The 17,053-nt window shown below is 56.1% G+C and carries 14 protein-coding genes; all 14 read right to left on the bottom strand.

Annotated features, from left to right (window positions below):
- Positions 1-2 precede the first annotated feature (2 nt).
- The 14 genes from rfbD to gmd all read right to left on the bottom strand — a co-directional run bounded on the left by rfbD (position 3) and on the right by gmd (position 17,034).
- Positions 3-887 (bottom strand): dTDP-4-dehydrorhamnose reductase, encoded by an 885-nt coding sequence (gene rfbD / locus AC4OVU_RS14150; RefSeq protein ID WP_491928719.1) that lies wholly within the window; start codon positions 885-887, stop codon positions 3-5.
- The gene (gene rfbB, locus AC4OVU_RS14155; protein ID WP_491928720.1) at positions 887-1,972 is read right to left on the bottom strand and encodes a dTDP-glucose 4,6-dehydratase; all 1,086 of its coding nucleotides are present in this window, start codon (positions 1,970-1,972) and stop codon (positions 887-889) included. The genes rfbD and rfbB overlap by 1 nt, the downstream gene beginning before the upstream one ends.
- Positions 1,973-2,331: 359 nt before the next feature.
- Entirely contained in the window at positions 2,332-3,228 is an 897-nt protein-coding gene (gene galF, locus AC4OVU_RS14160) for a GalU regulator GalF (RefSeq protein WP_491928721.1), read from the bottom strand.
- A gap of 174 nt (positions 3,229-3,402) precedes the next feature.
- The gene (gene wcaM, locus AC4OVU_RS14165) at positions 3,403-4,794 is read right to left on the bottom strand and encodes a colanic acid biosynthesis protein WcaM (protein WP_063624465.1); all 1,392 of its coding nucleotides are present in this window, start codon (positions 4,792-4,794) and stop codon (positions 3,403-3,405) included.
- A 12-nt stretch (positions 4,795-4,806) separates the two neighbouring features.
- Positions 4,807-6,027: a colanic acid biosynthesis glycosyltransferase WcaL gene (gene wcaL / locus AC4OVU_RS14170; protein ID WP_108394037.1), complete on the bottom strand. Its 1,221-nt coding sequence runs from the start codon at positions 6,025-6,027 to the stop codon at positions 4,807-4,809.
- Positions 6,024-7,304, bottom strand: coding sequence for a colanic acid biosynthesis pyruvyl transferase WcaK (wcaK, locus tag AC4OVU_RS14175; RefSeq protein ID WP_045338358.1), 1,281 nt, complete (start codon positions 7,302-7,304; stop codon positions 6,024-6,026). The genes wcaL and wcaK overlap by 4 nt, the downstream gene beginning before the upstream one ends.
- Positions 7,305-7,319: 15 nt before the next feature.
- Positions 7,320-8,798 carry a colanic acid undecaprenyl disphosphate flippase WzxC gene (gene wzxC, locus AC4OVU_RS14180; RefSeq protein ID WP_110293153.1) on the bottom strand — a complete coding sequence of 493 codons (1,479 nt, stop codon included), beginning with the start codon at positions 8,796-8,798 and terminating at the stop codon, positions 7,320-7,322.
- Position 8,799: 1 nt separating this feature from the next.
- The gene (gene wcaJ / locus AC4OVU_RS14185) at positions 8,800-10,194 is read right to left on the bottom strand and encodes an undecaprenyl-phosphate glucose phosphotransferase (RefSeq protein ID WP_006811236.1); all 1,395 of its coding nucleotides are present in this window, start codon (positions 10,192-10,194) and stop codon (positions 8,800-8,802) included.
- Positions 10,195-10,322: 128 nt separating this feature from the next.
- Positions 10,323-11,693: a colanic acid biosynthesis phosphomannomutase CpsG gene (gene cpsG / locus AC4OVU_RS14190; protein WP_045338360.1), complete on the bottom strand. Its 1,371-nt coding sequence runs from the start codon at positions 11,691-11,693 to the stop codon at positions 10,323-10,325.
- A 109-nt stretch (positions 11,694-11,802) separates the two neighbouring features.
- Entirely contained in the window at positions 11,803-13,239 is a 1,437-nt protein-coding gene (gene cpsB, locus AC4OVU_RS14195; RefSeq protein ID WP_047738846.1) for a mannose-1-phosphate guanyltransferase, read from the bottom strand.
- A gap of 3 nt (positions 13,240-13,242) precedes the next feature.
- The gene (gene wcaI, locus AC4OVU_RS14200; protein WP_022651482.1) at positions 13,243-14,466 is read right to left on the bottom strand and encodes a colanic acid biosynthesis fucosyltransferase WcaI; all 1,224 of its coding nucleotides are present in this window, start codon (positions 14,464-14,466) and stop codon (positions 13,243-13,245) included.
- Positions 14,463-14,942 carry a GDP-mannose mannosyl hydrolase gene (locus tag AC4OVU_RS14205; RefSeq protein WP_065186924.1) on the bottom strand — a complete coding sequence of 160 codons (480 nt, stop codon included), beginning with the start codon at positions 14,940-14,942 and terminating at the stop codon, positions 14,463-14,465. The genes wcaI and AC4OVU_RS14205 overlap by 4 nt, the downstream gene beginning before the upstream one ends.
- Positions 14,943-14,944: 2 nt before the next feature.
- Positions 14,945-15,910 carry a GDP-L-fucose synthase gene (fcl, locus tag AC4OVU_RS14210; RefSeq protein WP_023303988.1) on the bottom strand — a complete coding sequence of 322 codons (966 nt, stop codon included), beginning with the start codon at positions 15,908-15,910 and terminating at the stop codon, positions 14,945-14,947.
- Between the two features lie 2 nt (positions 15,911-15,912).
- Positions 15,913-17,034: a GDP-mannose 4,6-dehydratase gene (gene gmd / locus AC4OVU_RS14215; protein WP_003863514.1), complete on the bottom strand. Its 1,122-nt coding sequence runs from the start codon at positions 17,032-17,034 to the stop codon at positions 15,913-15,915.
- Positions 17,035-17,053: the final 19 nt, after the last annotated feature.

Consider the following 17,053-nt stretch of genomic DNA (forward strand, 5'->3'; position numbering starts at 1 on the left):
CACTAAATCAGTAAGTTGGCAGCATCACCAACGCCCACATCCCATGCCGGTAATACAAGGCCAAAGTTATGCTGGAATTTCTCTGTATTTAAACGCGAATTCTGAGGACGACGCGCAGGCGTAGGATACGCGGTGGTTGGAACGGCATTGAGTTTTTCAATTTCCAGTTCAATCCCCGCTTTTCTGGCTTCATCGAATACTAACGCGGCATAGTCATACCAGGTGGTCGTGTCCGATGCTACTAGATGATAAAGACCAGCTACTTCCGGTTTAACCATCGCCACACGGATTGCATGGGCGGTACAGTCAGCCAGTAACTCAGCGCCTGTTGGCGCACCAACCTGATCGTTGATCACTGAAAGTTCTTTACGCGTTTTCGCCAGGCGAAGCATTGTTTTTGCAAAGTTATTACCTTTGCCAGCATAAACCCAACTTGTACGGAAAATCAGGTGCTTAGCGCAATATGCCTGAAGCGCTTTTTCGCCGTCGAGCTTGGTCTGACCATACACATTGAGCGGCGCCGTCGCGTCCGTTTCACTCCATGGCGTTTCGCCATCACCCGGGAAGACGTAATCCGTGGAGAAGTGCACAACCCAGGCACCGATCTTTGCAGCTTCTTTCGCGATAGCCTCAACGCTTGTCGCATTCAGTAACTGCGCAAACTCTGGCTCAGATTCTGCTTTATCCACTGCGGTGTGTGCAGCTGCGTTGACGATCACATCAGGTTTAATATTACGAACCGTCTCAGCAATCCCTTCAGGGTTGCTAAAATCGCCGCAGTAATCCTTTGAATGCACGTCAAGCGCAATCAGGTTGCCCAGTGGGGCCAGCGCGCGCTGTAGCTCCCAACCCACCTGCCCTGTTTTGCCGAACAGAAGGATGTTCATTATTGACGTTCCCCGTAATTCTGTTCGATCCAGGTTTTGTAAGCACCGCTTTTTACGTTGCAAACCCACTCCTGGTTGCTCAGGTACCATTCAACAGTCTTACGAATTCCGCTTTCGAATGTTTCCTCAGGCTTCCAGCCAAGCTCAACGCCAATTTTGTGCGCATCAATCGCGTAGCGACGGTCATGCCCCGGGCGGTCAGCAACGTAAGTGATCTGATCGCGGTAGGAGCCTTCTTTCGGCACGATCTCATCCAGCAAATCGCAAATAGTGTGCACCACGTCCAGATTTTGCTTTTCGTTATGCCCACCGATGTTGTATGTCTCCCCCGGTTTACCCTGAGTAACAACGGTATAGAGCGCACGTGCATGGTCTTCGACATATAGCCAGTCGCGGATCTGGTCGCCTTTGCCGTAAATCGGCAACGCTTTTCCGTCCAGCGCGTTCAAGATTACCAGTGGGATAAGCTTTTCCGGGAAATGATACGGACCGTAGTTGTTTGAACAATTGGTGACAATCGTCGGGAAACCGTAGGTACGCAGCCAGGCGCGGACCAGATGGTCGCTGGACGCTTTAGAGGCTGAGTATGGGCTGCTTGGCGCATAGGCTGTGGTTTCAGTGAAGAGCGGCAGGTCGGAAGAAGCCGGATGCTCGTCCGGGTGCGGCAGGTCGCCGTACACTTCATCGGTAGAAATGTGATGGAAGCGAAACGCTTTTTTTGCTGCATCACCCAGCGTAGACCAGTAAGCGCGGGCCGCTTCCAGGAGCACATAGGTGCCAATGATGTTGGTCTCAATAAACGCAGCCGGACCGGTAATGGAACGGTCAACGTGACTTTCTGCCGCCAGGTGCATTACCGCATCCGGTTTATGCTCGGCAAAAATACGATCCATAGCCGACTTATCACAAATATCCGCATGCTCAAAGGCATAACGGTCGCTGCCGCTGACATCGTTAAGCGACTCCAGGTTGCCAGCATACGTCAATTTATCCACGTTAACGACTTCGTCCTGGGTATTTTTAATAATATGTCGTACAACCGCTGAACCGATGAAACCGGCCCCGCCCGTCACAAGAATTTTCACGTTAACTAATCCGTCTAATGGAGATATAGAGATATTGGCAATCGAGAAACCACTGTCTTAATTACGGTTTCACAAATTTTGCACGCTACCGCCCCTGGCTTGACAGCTACCAGTGCACTGAGCGACGTTTGAATAAAAGATTTACAGTCTGATTACAGACAAAACTTGCGTTAATTGTCGTCCTAAATCACATCAGAAACAAGCACAAATCGTTACAAATCAGTCCAGATATAAAGCAGATAACTCTCTGTTATCATAGGAATTAATAACAAAAAAGCGACAGCCATCATTTTAGTTATGTAACCACATAACAAAATGATGGCTGTCGCTCGTAAACCGATTATGCCTGCGAGGAGCTATCAGTCGTTAGCCAGCAGCTTCTCAATCCGGCTTCTGAACTTCGCCCCTTCCTTCAGGTTACGCAGGCCATAGTTCACAAACGCCTGCATATACCCCATTTTCTTTCCGCAGTCGTAGCTGTCGCCGGTCATCAGCATCGCATCAACGGACTGCTTTTTCGCCAGCTCGGCAATCGCATCGGTCAGCTGAATTCGGTCCCAGGCGCCCGGCGCGGTTTTCTCCAGCTCGGCCCAGATATCTGCATTCAGCACGTAGCGGCCAACCGCCATCAGGTCTGAGTCCAGCGTCTGCGGCTGATCCGGTTTTTCGATAAATTCAACGATACGGCTTACCTGCCCTTCCGTCTCCAATGCTTCTTTAGTCTGGATAACAGAGTATTCGGACAGATCGCCTTTCATGCGCTTAGCCAGTACCTGGCTGCGGCCCGTTTCGTTGAAACGCGCCACCATTGCCGCCAGGTTATAACGCAGCGGATCAGCAGAGGCGGTATCAATAATGATATCGGGCAGAACGACGATGAACGGGTTATCCCCCACCACCGGGCGTGCGCACAGGATGGAGTGGCCCAGGCCCAGCGGCTGCGCCTGACGCACGTTCATGATGGTCACGCCAGGAGGACAGATAGACTGAACTTCTGCCAGAAGCTGGCGCTTAACACGCTGCTCAAGCAGCGCCTCGAGTTCATAAGAGGTGTCGAAGTGGTTCTCAACGGCATTCTTCGAAGAGTGCGTCACCAGAACGATTTCTTTGATCCCCGCAGCAACAATCTCGTCGACGATGTACTGAATCATCGGCTTGTCAACGATCGGCAGCATCTCTTTAGGAATGGCCTTTGTGGCGGGCAACATATGCATGCCCAAACCCGCTACCGTTATGACTGCTTTCAAATTAATCATTATTTCTTCCACCTTAAAATGGTTGACGAATTATAGCTTTTAAACCTGTTTTCGCCAGCATGTTTTGCCGTAAATATGAAGTAATCCTAGGTCACCCCACCACAAATTACAGTAGTTGTAATCTGAATAGATCGCGATTCCGTACCAGGAATAGTCGCAAAATAGGCTGTAGGATTACCTGTGCGGCAGCGCAAAATTCAACCGTTCCGTATTCACCACGTGTTGATCGACCCGATCAATATCTACCGAACTCTGCCCCTTTTCATTTACCGCTTTTATGTTCGCGAGCGACAACAGCGTCTCGTTTTTGGCCATAAACTTCCCGCGCACGTCTTTGCGCAAGTCGAAGTTCATCTTAAGCGCTGGTCCCGTCGCTGACTCCTGCATCACGTTGATATTACGCAAGAAAAGATGCTGTGGCTTGTTGTGCAGCTCAAGCGTTGCCCGCTGCATGTTGACGTTGGTGATGGCAACAAACGAGGTGGCATTGCCGGAAGAAATCTGTATCCCGCGCAGCTTATAGGCAAGCTGTCGGTTATCCAGGCGAATATCGTTAAGTTTGAAGTTTTGCGGTATCGACAGATAATCGCCCTTGATCACGCCATACCCGATTAACATTCCGGCGCTGTTCACCATATCGATATTATCAATAACGAAATTATCACAGCCATAAATAGCTACCGTTGCGTTATCAATTCCGGCCTTTTTACTGAAGTCGGGGGTAATATTGCTGGCCTTGATATTACGGATCACAAAGTGTTTACCGTTTTCAACATGGACCAACTGCCGACAGTTGCTGCCGGTGATATTTGCCACCACGAAGTTTTTAACGGTTTGCTGTTCCGGATAGTCATTGTCGTACGTGCTGCCAGCCAGCCCAATGCCTATCCCCCAGTTGATCTTGCCGTTTGTGCAGTTGATGTTATCGATCACGTGGTCAGAGATCAGGATATTGCGGTCGTTAATCGCCACGTTCCACTCAATCGCGTCACCCTGCAAGTGGCTGAATTTACTGTTGGTAATGCGCGCACCGTCCACCTGATTATGAAAACCCTGGCGCAGAATGGCGTAGTTGGCCTGGCTCACGGCAATGCGATCGATAAGCAGGTTACGCATCACTCTCGGCTTTTTACCGCCGATGTAGATCTGGGTGACGGGGCCGAAGCCGCTCATCGCCAGCCCTTTAATGACACAGTCGGAGCCACGCACGTCCAGCGTAATGTTATGCGTGCGCCCCTCTCCTTCCCCAATGACCTTACAGCCTTCCTGGAGCACAAACCGCCCCCGGCCGTTGCCCTTCAGCGCACCGCGGATCAGCAGGGTTTTGCCATCAGGAATGAAAATGCCGGTATTGATGTTTTCACAGGTTAACCCGGCGGGAACAACAACGGTATCGCCCTCGGTAAATGCCTGCTTAAAGGCGGCGATCCAGTCGTTATTGTTGTAGCGATCGACAGAAACCGTCTTCCCGGTTGCCGCCCGCACAGAGCGGGGCGACAGCAGCGGCATGGCAGCCAGGACGGATAAAGAAGAGACAAATCGGCGTCGGGTAATCTTTTTCAGCATACAACCTCAGCGTTACAGCGTTTGCAGCAGGCTCGCTAACTGGCGATTAATCACCTGCTGATTGAATTCTGCTTCAACTTTTTGCCGCGCATTTTGCAGCACAGGGATCAGCGTCTGCTGATCGATATCACTGAACGCGGCCAGACGATCCGCCAGCGCCAGCGCATTGTTTTCAGGGACCAGCCAGCCGGAGTGTTCAGAGGTGATCAGCTCAGGGATCCCGCTGTGCAGGGTCGAGACCACCGGAATGCCGACCGCCATCGCCTCCATCAGCGCCACGGGAATACCTTCCATATCGCCGTCGGCGCCGGTTACGGAAGGCAGCAGGAACACATCCGCATCATCAAGCATGGCTTTCACTTCGTGGCTCGGCTTGAAGCCCGGCATCTCGACCACGTCTTCCAGCTGATACTGTTCAATCAGCGTGCGCAGGCGACGCTCCCACGGCCCGATGCCCAGGATGCGGTAGTGGAAGTCCACGCCGCGCGCCTTCAGCTGACGACAGGCTTCGATGGCTACGTGCAGCCCTTTCTTTTCGGTCAGGCGGGCAACAGAGATAATTTGCAGCGGCTTGCCCGGCACCTTGACCGGTCGCTGAGTGAAACGTTCCATATCCACGCCCATGCGTGAAACGGTGATTTTCTCGCTCGGGCACCCCATGGTTTTCAGGCGTCCGGCCCACAGGTTGCTTATCGGCAGCATCATGTCGCCGCGGCGAAACAGCTGCTGATATTCCGGCGTGTAGTGGTTCAGTACTTCCCGGCTGGAGATGTCGATACCGTGGAAAATGGTTGCGATTTTGCCGTCAATCACCCCCAGCTCACGCAGTTTTGCCGCAGTGACGCCCGCCGGGCCAAAGTGGGCGATAAAGACATCGGCCCGGTACGGCTGCGCCGTTTGCCCGCAAATGGCGGAAAGGATCAGGTTGCGGGCCTCCGCCCCATAGCGCGACATATTCAGCGCCCGCCACGTCGAGGCGCGATGCAGGCCGCGCAGCGTCTGGCTGGCGCGATGGCGCAGTTTGTTCAATCGTCCGGTGGGTTCATCCTGCAACCAGCGGGTTTTCGCCTCCAGCCCATACCGGGTATACGCCGCATGGGTGTTTTGCGTATCGCCCTTTTGCAGGGCGATAATCTCCACGTCATACCCCATATCGATAAACGCGGTGATTTGGTTCAGCACAAAGGTTTCAGACGACAGCGGGAATTTCAGTAAGAAGAAACCAACCTTCATTTCCCCTCCCGGACGCGGTCGAGTACGGATTTCACCATGCCAATACCTTTTTCGCGTTCGGCTTTTACCGCCACCGCCAGACGTTCGTTGATCGCAGGCAGCTGGCCGAGCGTGTCGCCCACCATCGCCCCCAGAGATCCGTCCAGCAGATGACGAATATCGACGGCCATTTCCGGCATACCGAGCTGCTGCATAATGCCCGCGGACTTGTGTTCGTAGTTAATGGCGATGGCTGGCGTGCCGAAGTTCATCGAGATAATGGCCGAGTGCAGACGCGTGCCCACGGTCAGGTCGCAGGCGGAGAGCAGCTTGCCCATCTCAAGGTCGTTCAGCTCGTCCATCACCACGTGATAGCGGGACGGGTCGTTCACCAGGTTGCGCAGGTTGAGCGCCACCATACGGTCATCTTTGTTGTAGCTGTCGATACCGGTACAGGTGGAAAGCGCCAGCACCTGGTAACCGCTGTCCAGCACGCGGTTCACCACGTCGGCAAAGGCTTTCTCGTACGCCGCCTGGGTCGTGCCGAGGCGTTTATCGAACGGAGCAAGTTCACGCAGGGTAATGGCGACGGTTTTCTGCTTTGCCACCACGTCGAGCCAGTGCTGTACCGCGTAGCTGGCCTGGAAACTGTCATCCTGATGATCCACCAGCCAGGCGGTGTCCACACCGTGCTCCACTTTGGTGGTGTCGATTTCACTGCGTTTCATCATGTCGAGGCTGACCGATTCACGCAGGATCAGCGCGTCGCAGTGGCCGAAGACATAGTTCGCCAGTTGGTTAAACTGCGGATCCTGGAATGGCCCGACGCTGTGGCCGATCATAAACAGCGGCTTTTTCGCCATGAACGTACAAAGTGCATGCTCAAACTGTGGCACGCCGTACAGATCGACGAAGAACGAACCGCCCACCTGAATAATGGCGTCATAGCCGGACAGCAGACGAACAAAATCGGTAAAGCCCTGCGCGATGGCAATGTTGCGCAGCTTGCCGGTGTCGGTCACGCGAGAAAGCAGCACCTGATGCTGGTAGCGGCGACGCAGCACTTTCTTCACGCGCCCCATCACGCCCGCGGCGTTGTTGTGCTGTTTCATCTGGCTGTAGAGCGGGTCGCCCATCACCGGGCGGTTCAGTAACCAGGATGAGCTGACCGGATAACGGCTCATCACATCCACTTCAGTCTCAGGCTTAAGGGTGTTAATTGCATCCAGTAAACCGCGCAGGATGGCGCTGTCGCCACGGTTGCCGCAGGTATGGTTGCCAAGAATAAGTAATTTCATAATGGCCTCGTAAAATTAGCCTGCGCGAAGCAGCGTTTTCATTTTTTCGTTACGGCAAAACTGGCGCTTCATCTCGACCACCAGCGCATTGCGTGACAGCACAATCATCACGGCGAACGCCAGCGCGCCTGCCGCGACCTGCACCGCAAGCAGCGCCGCCAGCGGCAGATGCCCGTTGAGCACCACGCCCAGGCCGTAGCTCACCGCAAGCGTCGGTAAGGAGAGATAGAACGGCAGCCACAGGCTGAGGATGTACTGACGGTAGCTGGAGCCCAGCACCGGTTTGATCATCACGAAGTAGCTCAGCACGGTATTGACGATTTGCACCAGCAGGAAGCCGAGCGTCACGCCAATGGCGCCCGCCATGTGGCCGCCCACAATAATTGCCGGAATAAACAGGAAGGTTTTAAACACGTTGAACTTGAAGCTGATATCCACTCGCGCCTTCGCCATTAGCAGAGAACCAATCGGGTTCCCCACCGAGCGCAGCAGCCCCACGACGCACAGCAGTTGCAGGATCGGGATGATGCTGTTCCACTTCTCGCCAAACACCAGCGGTACGAAATTGCTGGCAACCACCATCAGCCCCAGCAGCACCGGGAAGTTGATGATCCCCACGACGGAGAGCAGCTTGTAAAAGTTCACGCGCAGCTTTTCGGTATCGTCCTGAATTTTGGCGAACGCCGGGAACAGCACGCGGGTAATGATAGGGTTGAGCTTCATCGGCGGGACAACCGCGACGTTATACGCCAGGTTGTAGCCACCCGCGACGCTCGCGCCCAGAATGCGCGCCAGCACCAGCGTGGAGAGGTTAGTATTCACGTAGTTGATAATGCTGTCTGCCGTCAGCCACGCGCCGAAGCGCAGGTTGGATGAAACAGACGCCAGCGAAAAATGCAGCCTCGGGCGATAAATCTTGCGGCCAAAGAAGCCAAACAGCAGCGTGCGCACGGCAGAGTTAACCAGGTAGCCGAGGATGGCGGTCATCGCCAGCGGCCAGAAATGGGCGCTGACCACAGTGAAGGTAAAGCCCGCCAGTACGGCGCTGGTTTCAATCATGCCGATTTTGTTGAACTCCAGCTCCTTCTGCATCAGCGCGCGGAACTGCTGCCCGTGCGGGATCACCACGAAAGCGAACGACAGGGTGCGCATCAGCGGCGCCAGGTCCGGGTTATGCAGCACGCCGGCAATCACATCGCTCAGCAGGAACACCAGTACGAACACGAAGATCCCCAGCCCGACGTTCAGCCAGTAGAGGGTGGTCAGCTCCAGATGGCTGATCTCCTTGCGCTGGATAATGGAGTTGGCGATACCAAAGTCCGACAGCGTATCGGCCAGGGCGATAATCACCAGCGAGACGGTCAGCAGACCAAACTGGTGGTTATCGATAATGCGCGCCAGCACCGTCATCTGCACCAGGCCGAGGCCAATAATGACGATGGTGGCCATGGCTGACCATTTCGCGCCGCTGATGGTTTTTTCTCGTAAGCTCATCTTAGTACGCCGCTTTGTTCACGAAGCCTTTGAAAATGGTCAGAAAAACAATCTTGATATCGAACCAGAGGCTCCACTCGCGGATGTACTCCAGATCGAACTCGATACGTTTTTCCATTTTTTCCAGCGTGTCGGTCTCGCCGCGCCAGCCGTTGATCTGCGCCCAGCCTGTGATGCCTGGCTTCACCTTATGGCGCAGCATGTAGCCTTCAATCAGGGTGCGGTACTGCTCGTTATGGGCCACGGCGTGAGGACGAGGCCCGACGATGGACATCCCGCCGGTGAACACGTTGATGAACTGCGGCAGCTCATCGAGCGAGGTACGGCGCAGGAAGTTGCCCACGCGGGTGACGCGCGGATCGTTCTGCGTCGCCTGGGTCACCACCTTGTCGTTCTCCATCACCTTCATGGAGCGGAATTTCCACACCATGATCGGCTTACCGTCCATGCCGTAGCGGGTCTGACGGAAGATGATCGGCCCCGGCGAGCTGAGCTTCACCGCCAGCGCAATACAGCACAGCACCGGGGAAATGAGCAGCAGGATCAGGGACGAAAGCACGATATCTTCCACGCGCTTCAGCACGCGGTTAATCCCCGACAGCGGCGTGTCGTACAGTGGAACAACCGGTACCCCGTTCACCTCTTCAATACGGGAGTGGAGAATATTGAAGGTGAAGACATCCGGGATGAGGATCACCGAGCAGGTGGTATCCGCCAGCTCGCGCATCAGTTTCTTGATGCGGGATTCATCTTTCATCTGCATGGCGATGTAGACGTTATGAATTTTGCCGGCTTTCGCATCGTCAATAAGCTGTTCGTAGTTACCTGCCCAGTCGGACGGCACGCCGCCGGGCTTCGCGTCGTGATAAATCCCGACCACTTCAAAACCTAACCACGGCTCTTTGCGGAAGCTGTCGAGCAACACCTGTCCCACCGGCAGGTCGCCCGCCACGGCAACGAAGCGACGGTTATACCCGCGGTTGCGCAGCCAGCCCGCGCCAAAGCGGATCAGCGAGCGGCAGACCACCATGCCAATGCTGGTTAACAGATACCAGCAGAGATAGGTCACAAGACGGTTATCAAAATCATGGCTGAACGCCACCAGCCCTGCGCTGAAAACCAGGCTTAAGGTCCAGTTCTGGAGCAGCAGCATCAGTTCGGTGGTCATTTTGACGCCGCGCCATGAACGATAAAAATCGGTCATGCCGCCGATCATCTGAAACACCACCAGCGCAATCAACGCCATCAGCAAGTGCATGTATAAGAACGACTGCCCGCTGACCCAACACACCGCCCACAGTCCGCCGACCATGATGGTGATATCAGAAAAACGCTGCACCATAGAGATTAACGATGCATTCGTTCTCGCTCGTTCGCGCTTTTTTAGATTTGTCATCGTTGTTCCTTTAGTTCTAAACCTTTCCCCTCGCCCCTCACCCCGGCCCTCTCCCCAAAGGGGAGAGGGTGTTCAAGTTCCCTCTCCCCTTTGGGGAGAGGGTTAGGGTGAGGGGTAAGGTTTTCTTTTTACTGATTCAACAGCGCCAGAATGTCCTTCGTTCGGGCTTCCATCAGCGCGGTATCGGCGCGGGACTCCACGTTCAGGCGCACCACCGGCTCGGTGTTGGAGGAGCGCAGGTTGAAGCGCCACTGCGGGAACGCCATGCTGATACCGTCGGTACGGTCAATCTCCAGCGCATGAATGGCAAAGTGGTGCTCTACGCGGGCAATGGCCTCAGCGGGCTGCGCCAGTTTGCTGTTGATCTCGCCGCTCGCCGGAAACGCCGCCATGCGGTCACGCACCAGTTCGCCCAGGCTCTGCCCTTTCAGGCACAGCAGCTCAGTCACCAGCAGCCACGGGATCATCCCGCTGTCGCAGTAGGCAAAATCACGGAAATAGTGGTGGGCGCTCATCTCGCCGCCGTAGATGGCGTCTTCCTCACGCATACGCTCTTTGATAAACGCGTGGCCGGTTTTGGACATCACCGGCTCGCCGCCCGCGGCCTTCACCACGTCGACGGTGTTCCAGGAAAGACGCGGATCGTGAATGATTTTCGCCCCCGGGTTTTTCTCGAGGAACGCTTCCGCCAGCAGGCCAACGATGTAGTAGCCTTCGATAAACTGCCCTTTCTCGTCGAACAGGAAGCAGCGGTCGAAATCGCCGTCAAAGGCGATACCCATATCGGCGCCGTGCTCAATCACCGCGTTGCGGGTGTCGTCGCGGCACTCCGGCAGCAGCGGGTTAGGAATACCGTTCGGGAAGTTGCCGTCAGGCGTGTTGTGCACTTTGACGAAGGTCACCGGCACGTTCAGCGCCTTAAAGCGGGCTTCAAGTGCATCGACAACCGGGCCTGCCGCGCCGTTGCCGGAGTTAATCACCAGCTTCAGCGGTTTGAGGTTCGCCACGTTGATGTAGCCCAGCAGGTGGTCGATGTACTCTTTTTGCAGGTTAATCTGCTTATAGCTGCCGCGTGTGGCTTCATTCACCGGCGGGAAGTCGTTGGCCTCGGCCAGACGCTGCACGTCACGCAGGCCGGTGTCGCCGCTGATAGGACGCGCGCCCTTGCGCACCAGCTTCATACCGTTGTAGTCCATCGGGTTATGGCTGGCCGTCACTTCGATACCGCCGTCCACGCCCAGGTGGAAGGTGGCAAAATAGATCTCTTCGGTACCGGAAAGGCCAATGTCCAGCACATCGACGCCCGCGTCCTGTAGCCCTTTCGCCAGCGCCAGCTTCAGGGATTTGCTGGTCAGACGCACGTCGCCGCCCAGCACGATAGTTTGTGGTTTCAGGTATTCGCCGTACGCGCGGCCGATGCGCCACGCAATGTCTTCGTTCAGCTCTTCGCCCAGCTTGCCGCGAATATCGTAGGCTTTAAAACAGGTTAATTTTTCCATGATGACCCCTTTTTCAGGCAACAGTTGGCCCTGACCATGTAATGGCCAAATTTATTTTTGTCATTCGTAGGCCCGGAAAGCGCAGCGCCACCGGGCATGATGCGGAGTGCTACACGCGCCCGTAGCGATCCTGGAAGCGGATGATGTCGTCCTCTTCCAGATAGGAGCCGGAACGCACCTCAATTAAGTCGAGCGGAATTTTCCCCGGGTTCTCCAGACAGTGCGTCGCCCCCAGCGGAATATAAATGGACTCGTTTTCACCGAGCAGCTTCACTTCACCGTCGATGGTCACTTTGGCGGTCCCCGCCACCACCACCCAGTGTTCGGCGCGGTGATGGTGCATCTGCACCGACAGCCCTTCTCCCGGCTTCACGGTGATGCGTTTCACCTGGTAACGCTCGCCGGCGTCGATGGAGTCATATTTGCCCCACGGGCGGTAGACTTCGCGGTGAATATGGTGTTCGTGGCGGCCATCGGCCTTGATCTGCTCCACCACTTTTTTAACGTCCTGCACGGCATTACGGTCGGCAATCAGCACCGCGTCTTTAGTCTGCACGACCACCAGATCCTTCACCCCTACCGTGGTGACGAGGCCAGATTCGGCGTAGACGTAGCTGTTTTCCGTTTTGTGGCTGATCACATCCCCGTGATGGACGTTACCCTCCGGGGTATGCGCGCTGATCTCCCACAGTGACGACCAGGAGCCGACGTCGCTCCAGCCCGCATCCATCGGTACCACTACCGCATCTGCCGTACGTTCCATTACCGCATAGTCAATGGACTCTTCCGGACAGGCGAGGAAGGCTTCTTCGTCCACACGGATAAAATCGAGATCCGGATCCACCACCGCCATCGCTTTTTCGCAGGCGCGCAAGATATCCGGGCGATATTTTTCCAGCTCTTCCAGGTAGCGACCGGCGCGGAACAGGAACATACCGCTGTTCCAGTAGTATTCCCCGCTGGCCACGTACGCCTGCGCGGTTTCCAGATTCGGTTTTTCGACAAACTGCGCCACGTCAAAGGCCACGCTGTCGCCTTCACCAGGCGTAACGCTGCCGCGGCGAATGTAGCCATAGCCGGTTTCCGGGAGATCCGGCACGATGCCGAAGGTCACCAGCTTGCCGTTCTCGGCGTAAGGAATCGCCGCGCGTACCGCGTCGCGGAAGGCCTCTTCCTGCTGGATGACGTGGTCAGCCGCCAGCACCAGCAGCAGCGGGTCGCAGTCCGGGCTGCTGCGTTTTGCCGCCAGCGCCGCAAGGGCAATGGCAGGCGCCGTGTTGCGTCCGGCAGGTTCCAGAATGATATTTTCGGTCAGTTTGTTCAGCTGGCGCAGCTGCTCGGCAACGATAAAGCGGTGCTGTTCGTTACAGATCACCACCGGGCTTTCACACTCCACGCCGTGCAGACGGTTAACCGTCGTTTGCAGCATGGTGAGGTCGCCTTTCAGGCACAGAAATTGTTTTGGATAAAGCACGCGGGACAGTGGCCACAACCGGCTCCCGGATCCACCCGCCATTACGACCGGATACAAAGTGGTTTGACTCATGATTTATCCCCGTATATCTGCAATAAATTGGCTCAGCACGTTCTCTTTCTCGAGCGTGCGTTCGGCATATTCACGTGCCACCGTGTTCTCTTTTGGCATGGCGAGTGCCTGCTCAATTCCGGTCACAAGCGCAGGAACCGATTCCGGCTCCACGCAAACGGCAATGCCCGGGTAGCTGTTGCACAGCTGGCCTAATTCTGTTGCGGCTTCTGCCGTAATCACCGCGTTTCCGCCCACTGCCAGAATGTTGGTCAGCTTGGACGGCAGCACCGCATCCGCCGCGCCACGTTTTTGCACCACCAGATGGCAATCCGCCATTTTCAGCAGCGCGGGCAGCGCGTCATAAGACTGAAGCGGGAAGAAGCGGATGTTGGTCAGTCCCCGCTCGCTGGCCATTTTTTCCAGCCGCGCTTTACCGCCGCCCTGCCCGACTATCACGAACATCCACGGGTGTTCGCTCAGCTGAAGCGCGGCGTCAATCACGCTCTCCAGCCCCTGTTTTTCGCCGATGTTGCCTGAGTAAAGAATGATTTTTTGCTCAGCAGGCAACCCGAGCTGCGCGCGTAACGCCTGCGCATCCTGGTCTGTCACATCGCGGAAGCGCGCCACTTCGGACCAGTTCGGAAAGAAGATCACTTTTTCCGCCGGGACGCCCTTCTCCTGCGCCTTGTTCATCATTGAGCGCGAAATGGTCGAGACGTAATCCACGTTGTGCAGGCCGCTGCGCTCAAAGGCGCTGGCGAGCTTCGCCACCTTGCCGCCCTTGCCTTTCCCGGCCATTCCCAGCCCGAGCATGGCGTCCACTTCATAATCCTGAATGTGCAGCAGGGTGCGCGCGCCGGAGAGTTTGCCCAGCAGGCGCATGCCTGGCGTGCAGAACAGCGTCGGCACCACACCGATGATGCGATCCGGCTTCCAGCGACGCTGCGCCATCAGCGGGAAGAAACTGCTCAGGGCAAAGCTGCCCAGATGAATTAAACGTTTCAGCGTCGAGGGCTGTTTCGGCACGTAGAGCGGGCAGCGCCAGACGGTCGCGGCGCCTTCTTCGCGGCGGTAGCGCCAGCTGGAATAGCGTTCGCCTACCTTCCACTCCGGGTAATACGGCGGGGCAGTAATCACCCGCACGTCATGTCCCTGGCTCGCCATCCACTCGACCATCTCGCCGGTGTATTTCCCGATACCGGTAAGCTCCGGCGAGTAGTTAATTCCGTAGACGAGGATTTTCATAGACCTGGCACCTCGGCCTGACGTTCCGCAAGGAAGTACGCCCGACTGTTGTCATGGACGTTGTCGCTTGCCAGCAGCGCCTCTGGCGTTAACCAGCGGTAATCGTCATGCTGAGAATCAGGCAGACGCAGGTCTGCCTCACTCACCTTCAGGCGGAACCCCAGCACGATGTAGTGCGTGGTGAACCCGGTGCCTGAAAAGTTATCGTCATAGAAGTGCTGCCAGACCCCGTAAAACTGGCCCGCTGCCATCGGCAGTTGCAGGCCCAGTTCCGCCAGAGTGAGACGCTCAAACGCATCGGTAAGCGTCTCATCCTTCTGCACGCGCCCGCCGGGCACGAACCAGAAGCCCTGTGCAGGACGATTGGTTCGTTTCCCCAGCAAGAACTCGCCGCGTTCGTTCTCCACGATCAAATCAATTGAGATCAGCGGAGTGGAACGCACTACCGTGGCAAAATCTTCCTGACTTAAAAACATGATTACCCCCGGAAGCGGTGCTGGTTTTCCAGGAACCACTGGTAGGTGCTGGCCAGCCCCTGCTCCAGTGAGACCTCGTGATACCAGCCCAGCTGATGCAGACGGGTCACGTCCAGCAGCTTGCGCGGCGTGCCGTCCGGTTTGGTGGCGTCAAACACCACGCGTCCTTTGTAGCCCACCACCTGCGCGATGGTCTGCGCCAGCTCGCGAATGGTGCAGTCCACGCCGGTCCCGACGTTAATGTGCGACAGCATCGGCTCGGTGTTTTCCTGCCACACCTCGCGATCCAGCTCCATGACGTGAATGCTGGCCGCCGCCATGTCGTCCACGTGCAGGAACTCACGCATTGGCGTACCGCTGCCCCACACCACCACGTCCGGGGCGTTTTCGGCAGTCGCCTCGTGGAAACGACGCAGCAGCGCCGGGATCACGTGCGAATTGCTCGGGTGGAAGTTGTCGTGCGGTCCGTACAGGTTGGTCGGCATCACCGAGCGATAGTCGCGGTTATACTGACGGTTGTAGGATTCACACAGCTTGATCCCGGCAATTTTGGCAATCGCATACGGCTCGTTGGTGGCTTCAAGCGTGCCCTGCAACAGTTCGCTCTCGGCGATCGGCTGCTTCGCCATTTTCGGGTAGATACAGGATGAACCGAGGAATAGCAGCTTGTTCACGTTGTACAGATGCGCCGCGTGAATGATGTTGCTCTCAATCATCATGTTCTCGTAGATGAAATCCGCCGGGTAGGTGTTGTTAGCGACAATGCCGCCCACCTTCGCCGCCGCCAGATACACCTGGTCGATACGTTCGCTGGCGAAGAAGTCCTGCACCGCTTTGCTGTCAAGCAGGTTCAGCTCGTCGCGGGTGCGAACAATCACCTCAACGTCGCCGCGCTGTTCCAGCTGGCGAACAATCGCGGAACCCACCATTCCGCGATGACCGGCGACAAAAATACGTTGTTTTGTCATTCTCAGGACTCCAGCGCGATGGCAACCTCGTAGCCATGAGACTTGAGCAGGGAGTGTTTTTTCGCTGCTTCAAGATCTTTGGCCACCATCTCGGATACCATTTCTTGCAGGGTGGTTTCTGGTTTCCAGCCCAGCTTCTCGTGCGCTTTGGTTGGGTCGCCCAGCAGGGTTTCCACTTCAGCAGGACGGAAGTAACGCGGATCAACCTGGACAATCACGTCACCTGGCTTCACGCCCGGTGCGTCGTGGCCGGTCACGGAAACAACGATACCCTTCTCTTCCACGCCGGTGCCTTCGAAGCGCAGCTTGATGCCCAGCTGTGCCGCAGCCATCTCAACGAACTGACGCACGGAGTACTGCACGCCGGTCGCGATCACAAAGTCTTCTGGCTGTTCCTGCTGCAACATCATCCACTGCATTTTCACGTAGTCTTTCGCATGGCCCCAGTCACGCAGGGAATCCATGTTGCCGAGGTGCAGGCAAGACTCCAGGCCCTGAGCGATGTTGGCGATCGCGCGGGTGATTTTGCGGGTCACGAAGGTTTCGCCGCGACGCGGAGATTCGTGGTTGAACAGAATGCCGTTACAGGCGTACATGCCGTAGGATTCACGGTAGTTCACGGTGATCCAGTAAGCGTACAGTTTCGCCACAGCGTACGGAGAACGTGGGTAGAACGGCGTGGTCTCTTTCTGCGGAATTTCCTGCACCAGACCGTACAGCTCAGAGGTAGATGCCTGGTAGAAGCGGGTTTTCTTCTCAAGACCAAGGAAGCGAATCGCTTCCAGCAGACGCAGCGTACCCATCGCATCCACGTCAGCGGTGTACTCCGGGGACTCGAAGGAAACCGCAACGTGGCTCATTGCCCCCAGGTTGTACACTTCGTCCGGCTGTACTTCTTGCAGGATGCGGGTCAGGTTGGAGGTATCGGTCAGGTCGCCGTAGTGCAGATGGAATTTCGGGTTTGCCGCATGCGGATCCTGGTAAATGTGATCGACACGCTCGGTGTTGAATGAAGAGGCACGACGCTTAATACCGTGAACTTCATACCCTTTTTCCAGCAGCAATTCTGCCAGGTAAGAACCATCTTGTCCGGTAACGCCGGTGATGAGAGCGACTTTAGACATGTTTATATTCCTCTGTACT

This window comes from Enterobacter sp. 6722112, from assembly GCF_058661685.1.

Bases quoted from the DNA above. Each gene is read 5' to 3' on its own strand.
- fcl (WP_023303988.1), bottom strand. From the start codon at position 15,910: ATGACAAAACAACGTATTTTTGTCGCCGGTCATCGCGGAATGGTGGGT.
- galF (WP_491928721.1), bottom strand. From the start codon at position 3,228: ATGATTAATTTGAAAGCAGTCATAACGGTAGCGGGTTTGGGCATGCAT.
- wcaM (WP_063624465.1), bottom strand. From the start codon at position 4,794: ATGCTGAAAAAGATTACCCGACGCCGATTTGTCTCTTCTTTATCCGTC.
- AC4OVU_RS14205 (WP_065186924.1), bottom strand. From the start codon at position 14,942: ATGTTTTTAAGTCAGGAAGATTTTGCCACGGTAGTGCGTTCCACTCCG.
- gmd (WP_003863514.1), bottom strand. From the start codon at position 17,034: ATGTCTAAAGTCGCTCTCATCACCGGCGTTACCGGACAAGATGGTTCT.
- cpsB (WP_047738846.1), bottom strand. From the start codon at position 13,239: ATGAGTCAAACCACTTTGTATCCGGTCGTAATGGCGGGTGGATCCGGG.
- wzxC (WP_110293153.1), bottom strand. From the start codon at position 8,798: ATGAGCTTACGAGAAAAAACCATCAGCGGCGCGAAATGGTCAGCCATG.
- cpsG (WP_045338360.1), bottom strand. From the start codon at position 11,693: ATGGAAAAATTAACCTGTTTTAAAGCCTACGATATTCGCGGCAAGCTG.
- wcaI (WP_022651482.1), bottom strand. From the start codon at position 14,466: ATGAAAATCCTCGTCTACGGAATTAACTACTCGCCGGAGCTTACCGGT.
- rfbD (WP_491928719.1), bottom strand. From the start codon at position 887: ATGAACATCCTTCTGTTCGGCAAAACAGGGCAGGTGGGTTGGGAGCTA.
- wcaK (WP_045338358.1), bottom strand. From the start codon at position 7,304: ATGAAATTACTTATTCTTGGCAACCATACCTGCGGCAACCGTGGCGAC.
- wcaJ (WP_006811236.1), bottom strand. From the start codon at position 10,194: ATGACAAATCTAAAAAAGCGCGAACGAGCGAGAACGAATGCATCGTTA.
- wcaL (WP_108394037.1), bottom strand. From the start codon at position 6,027: ATGAAGGTTGGTTTCTTCTTACTGAAATTCCCGCTGTCGTCTGAAACC.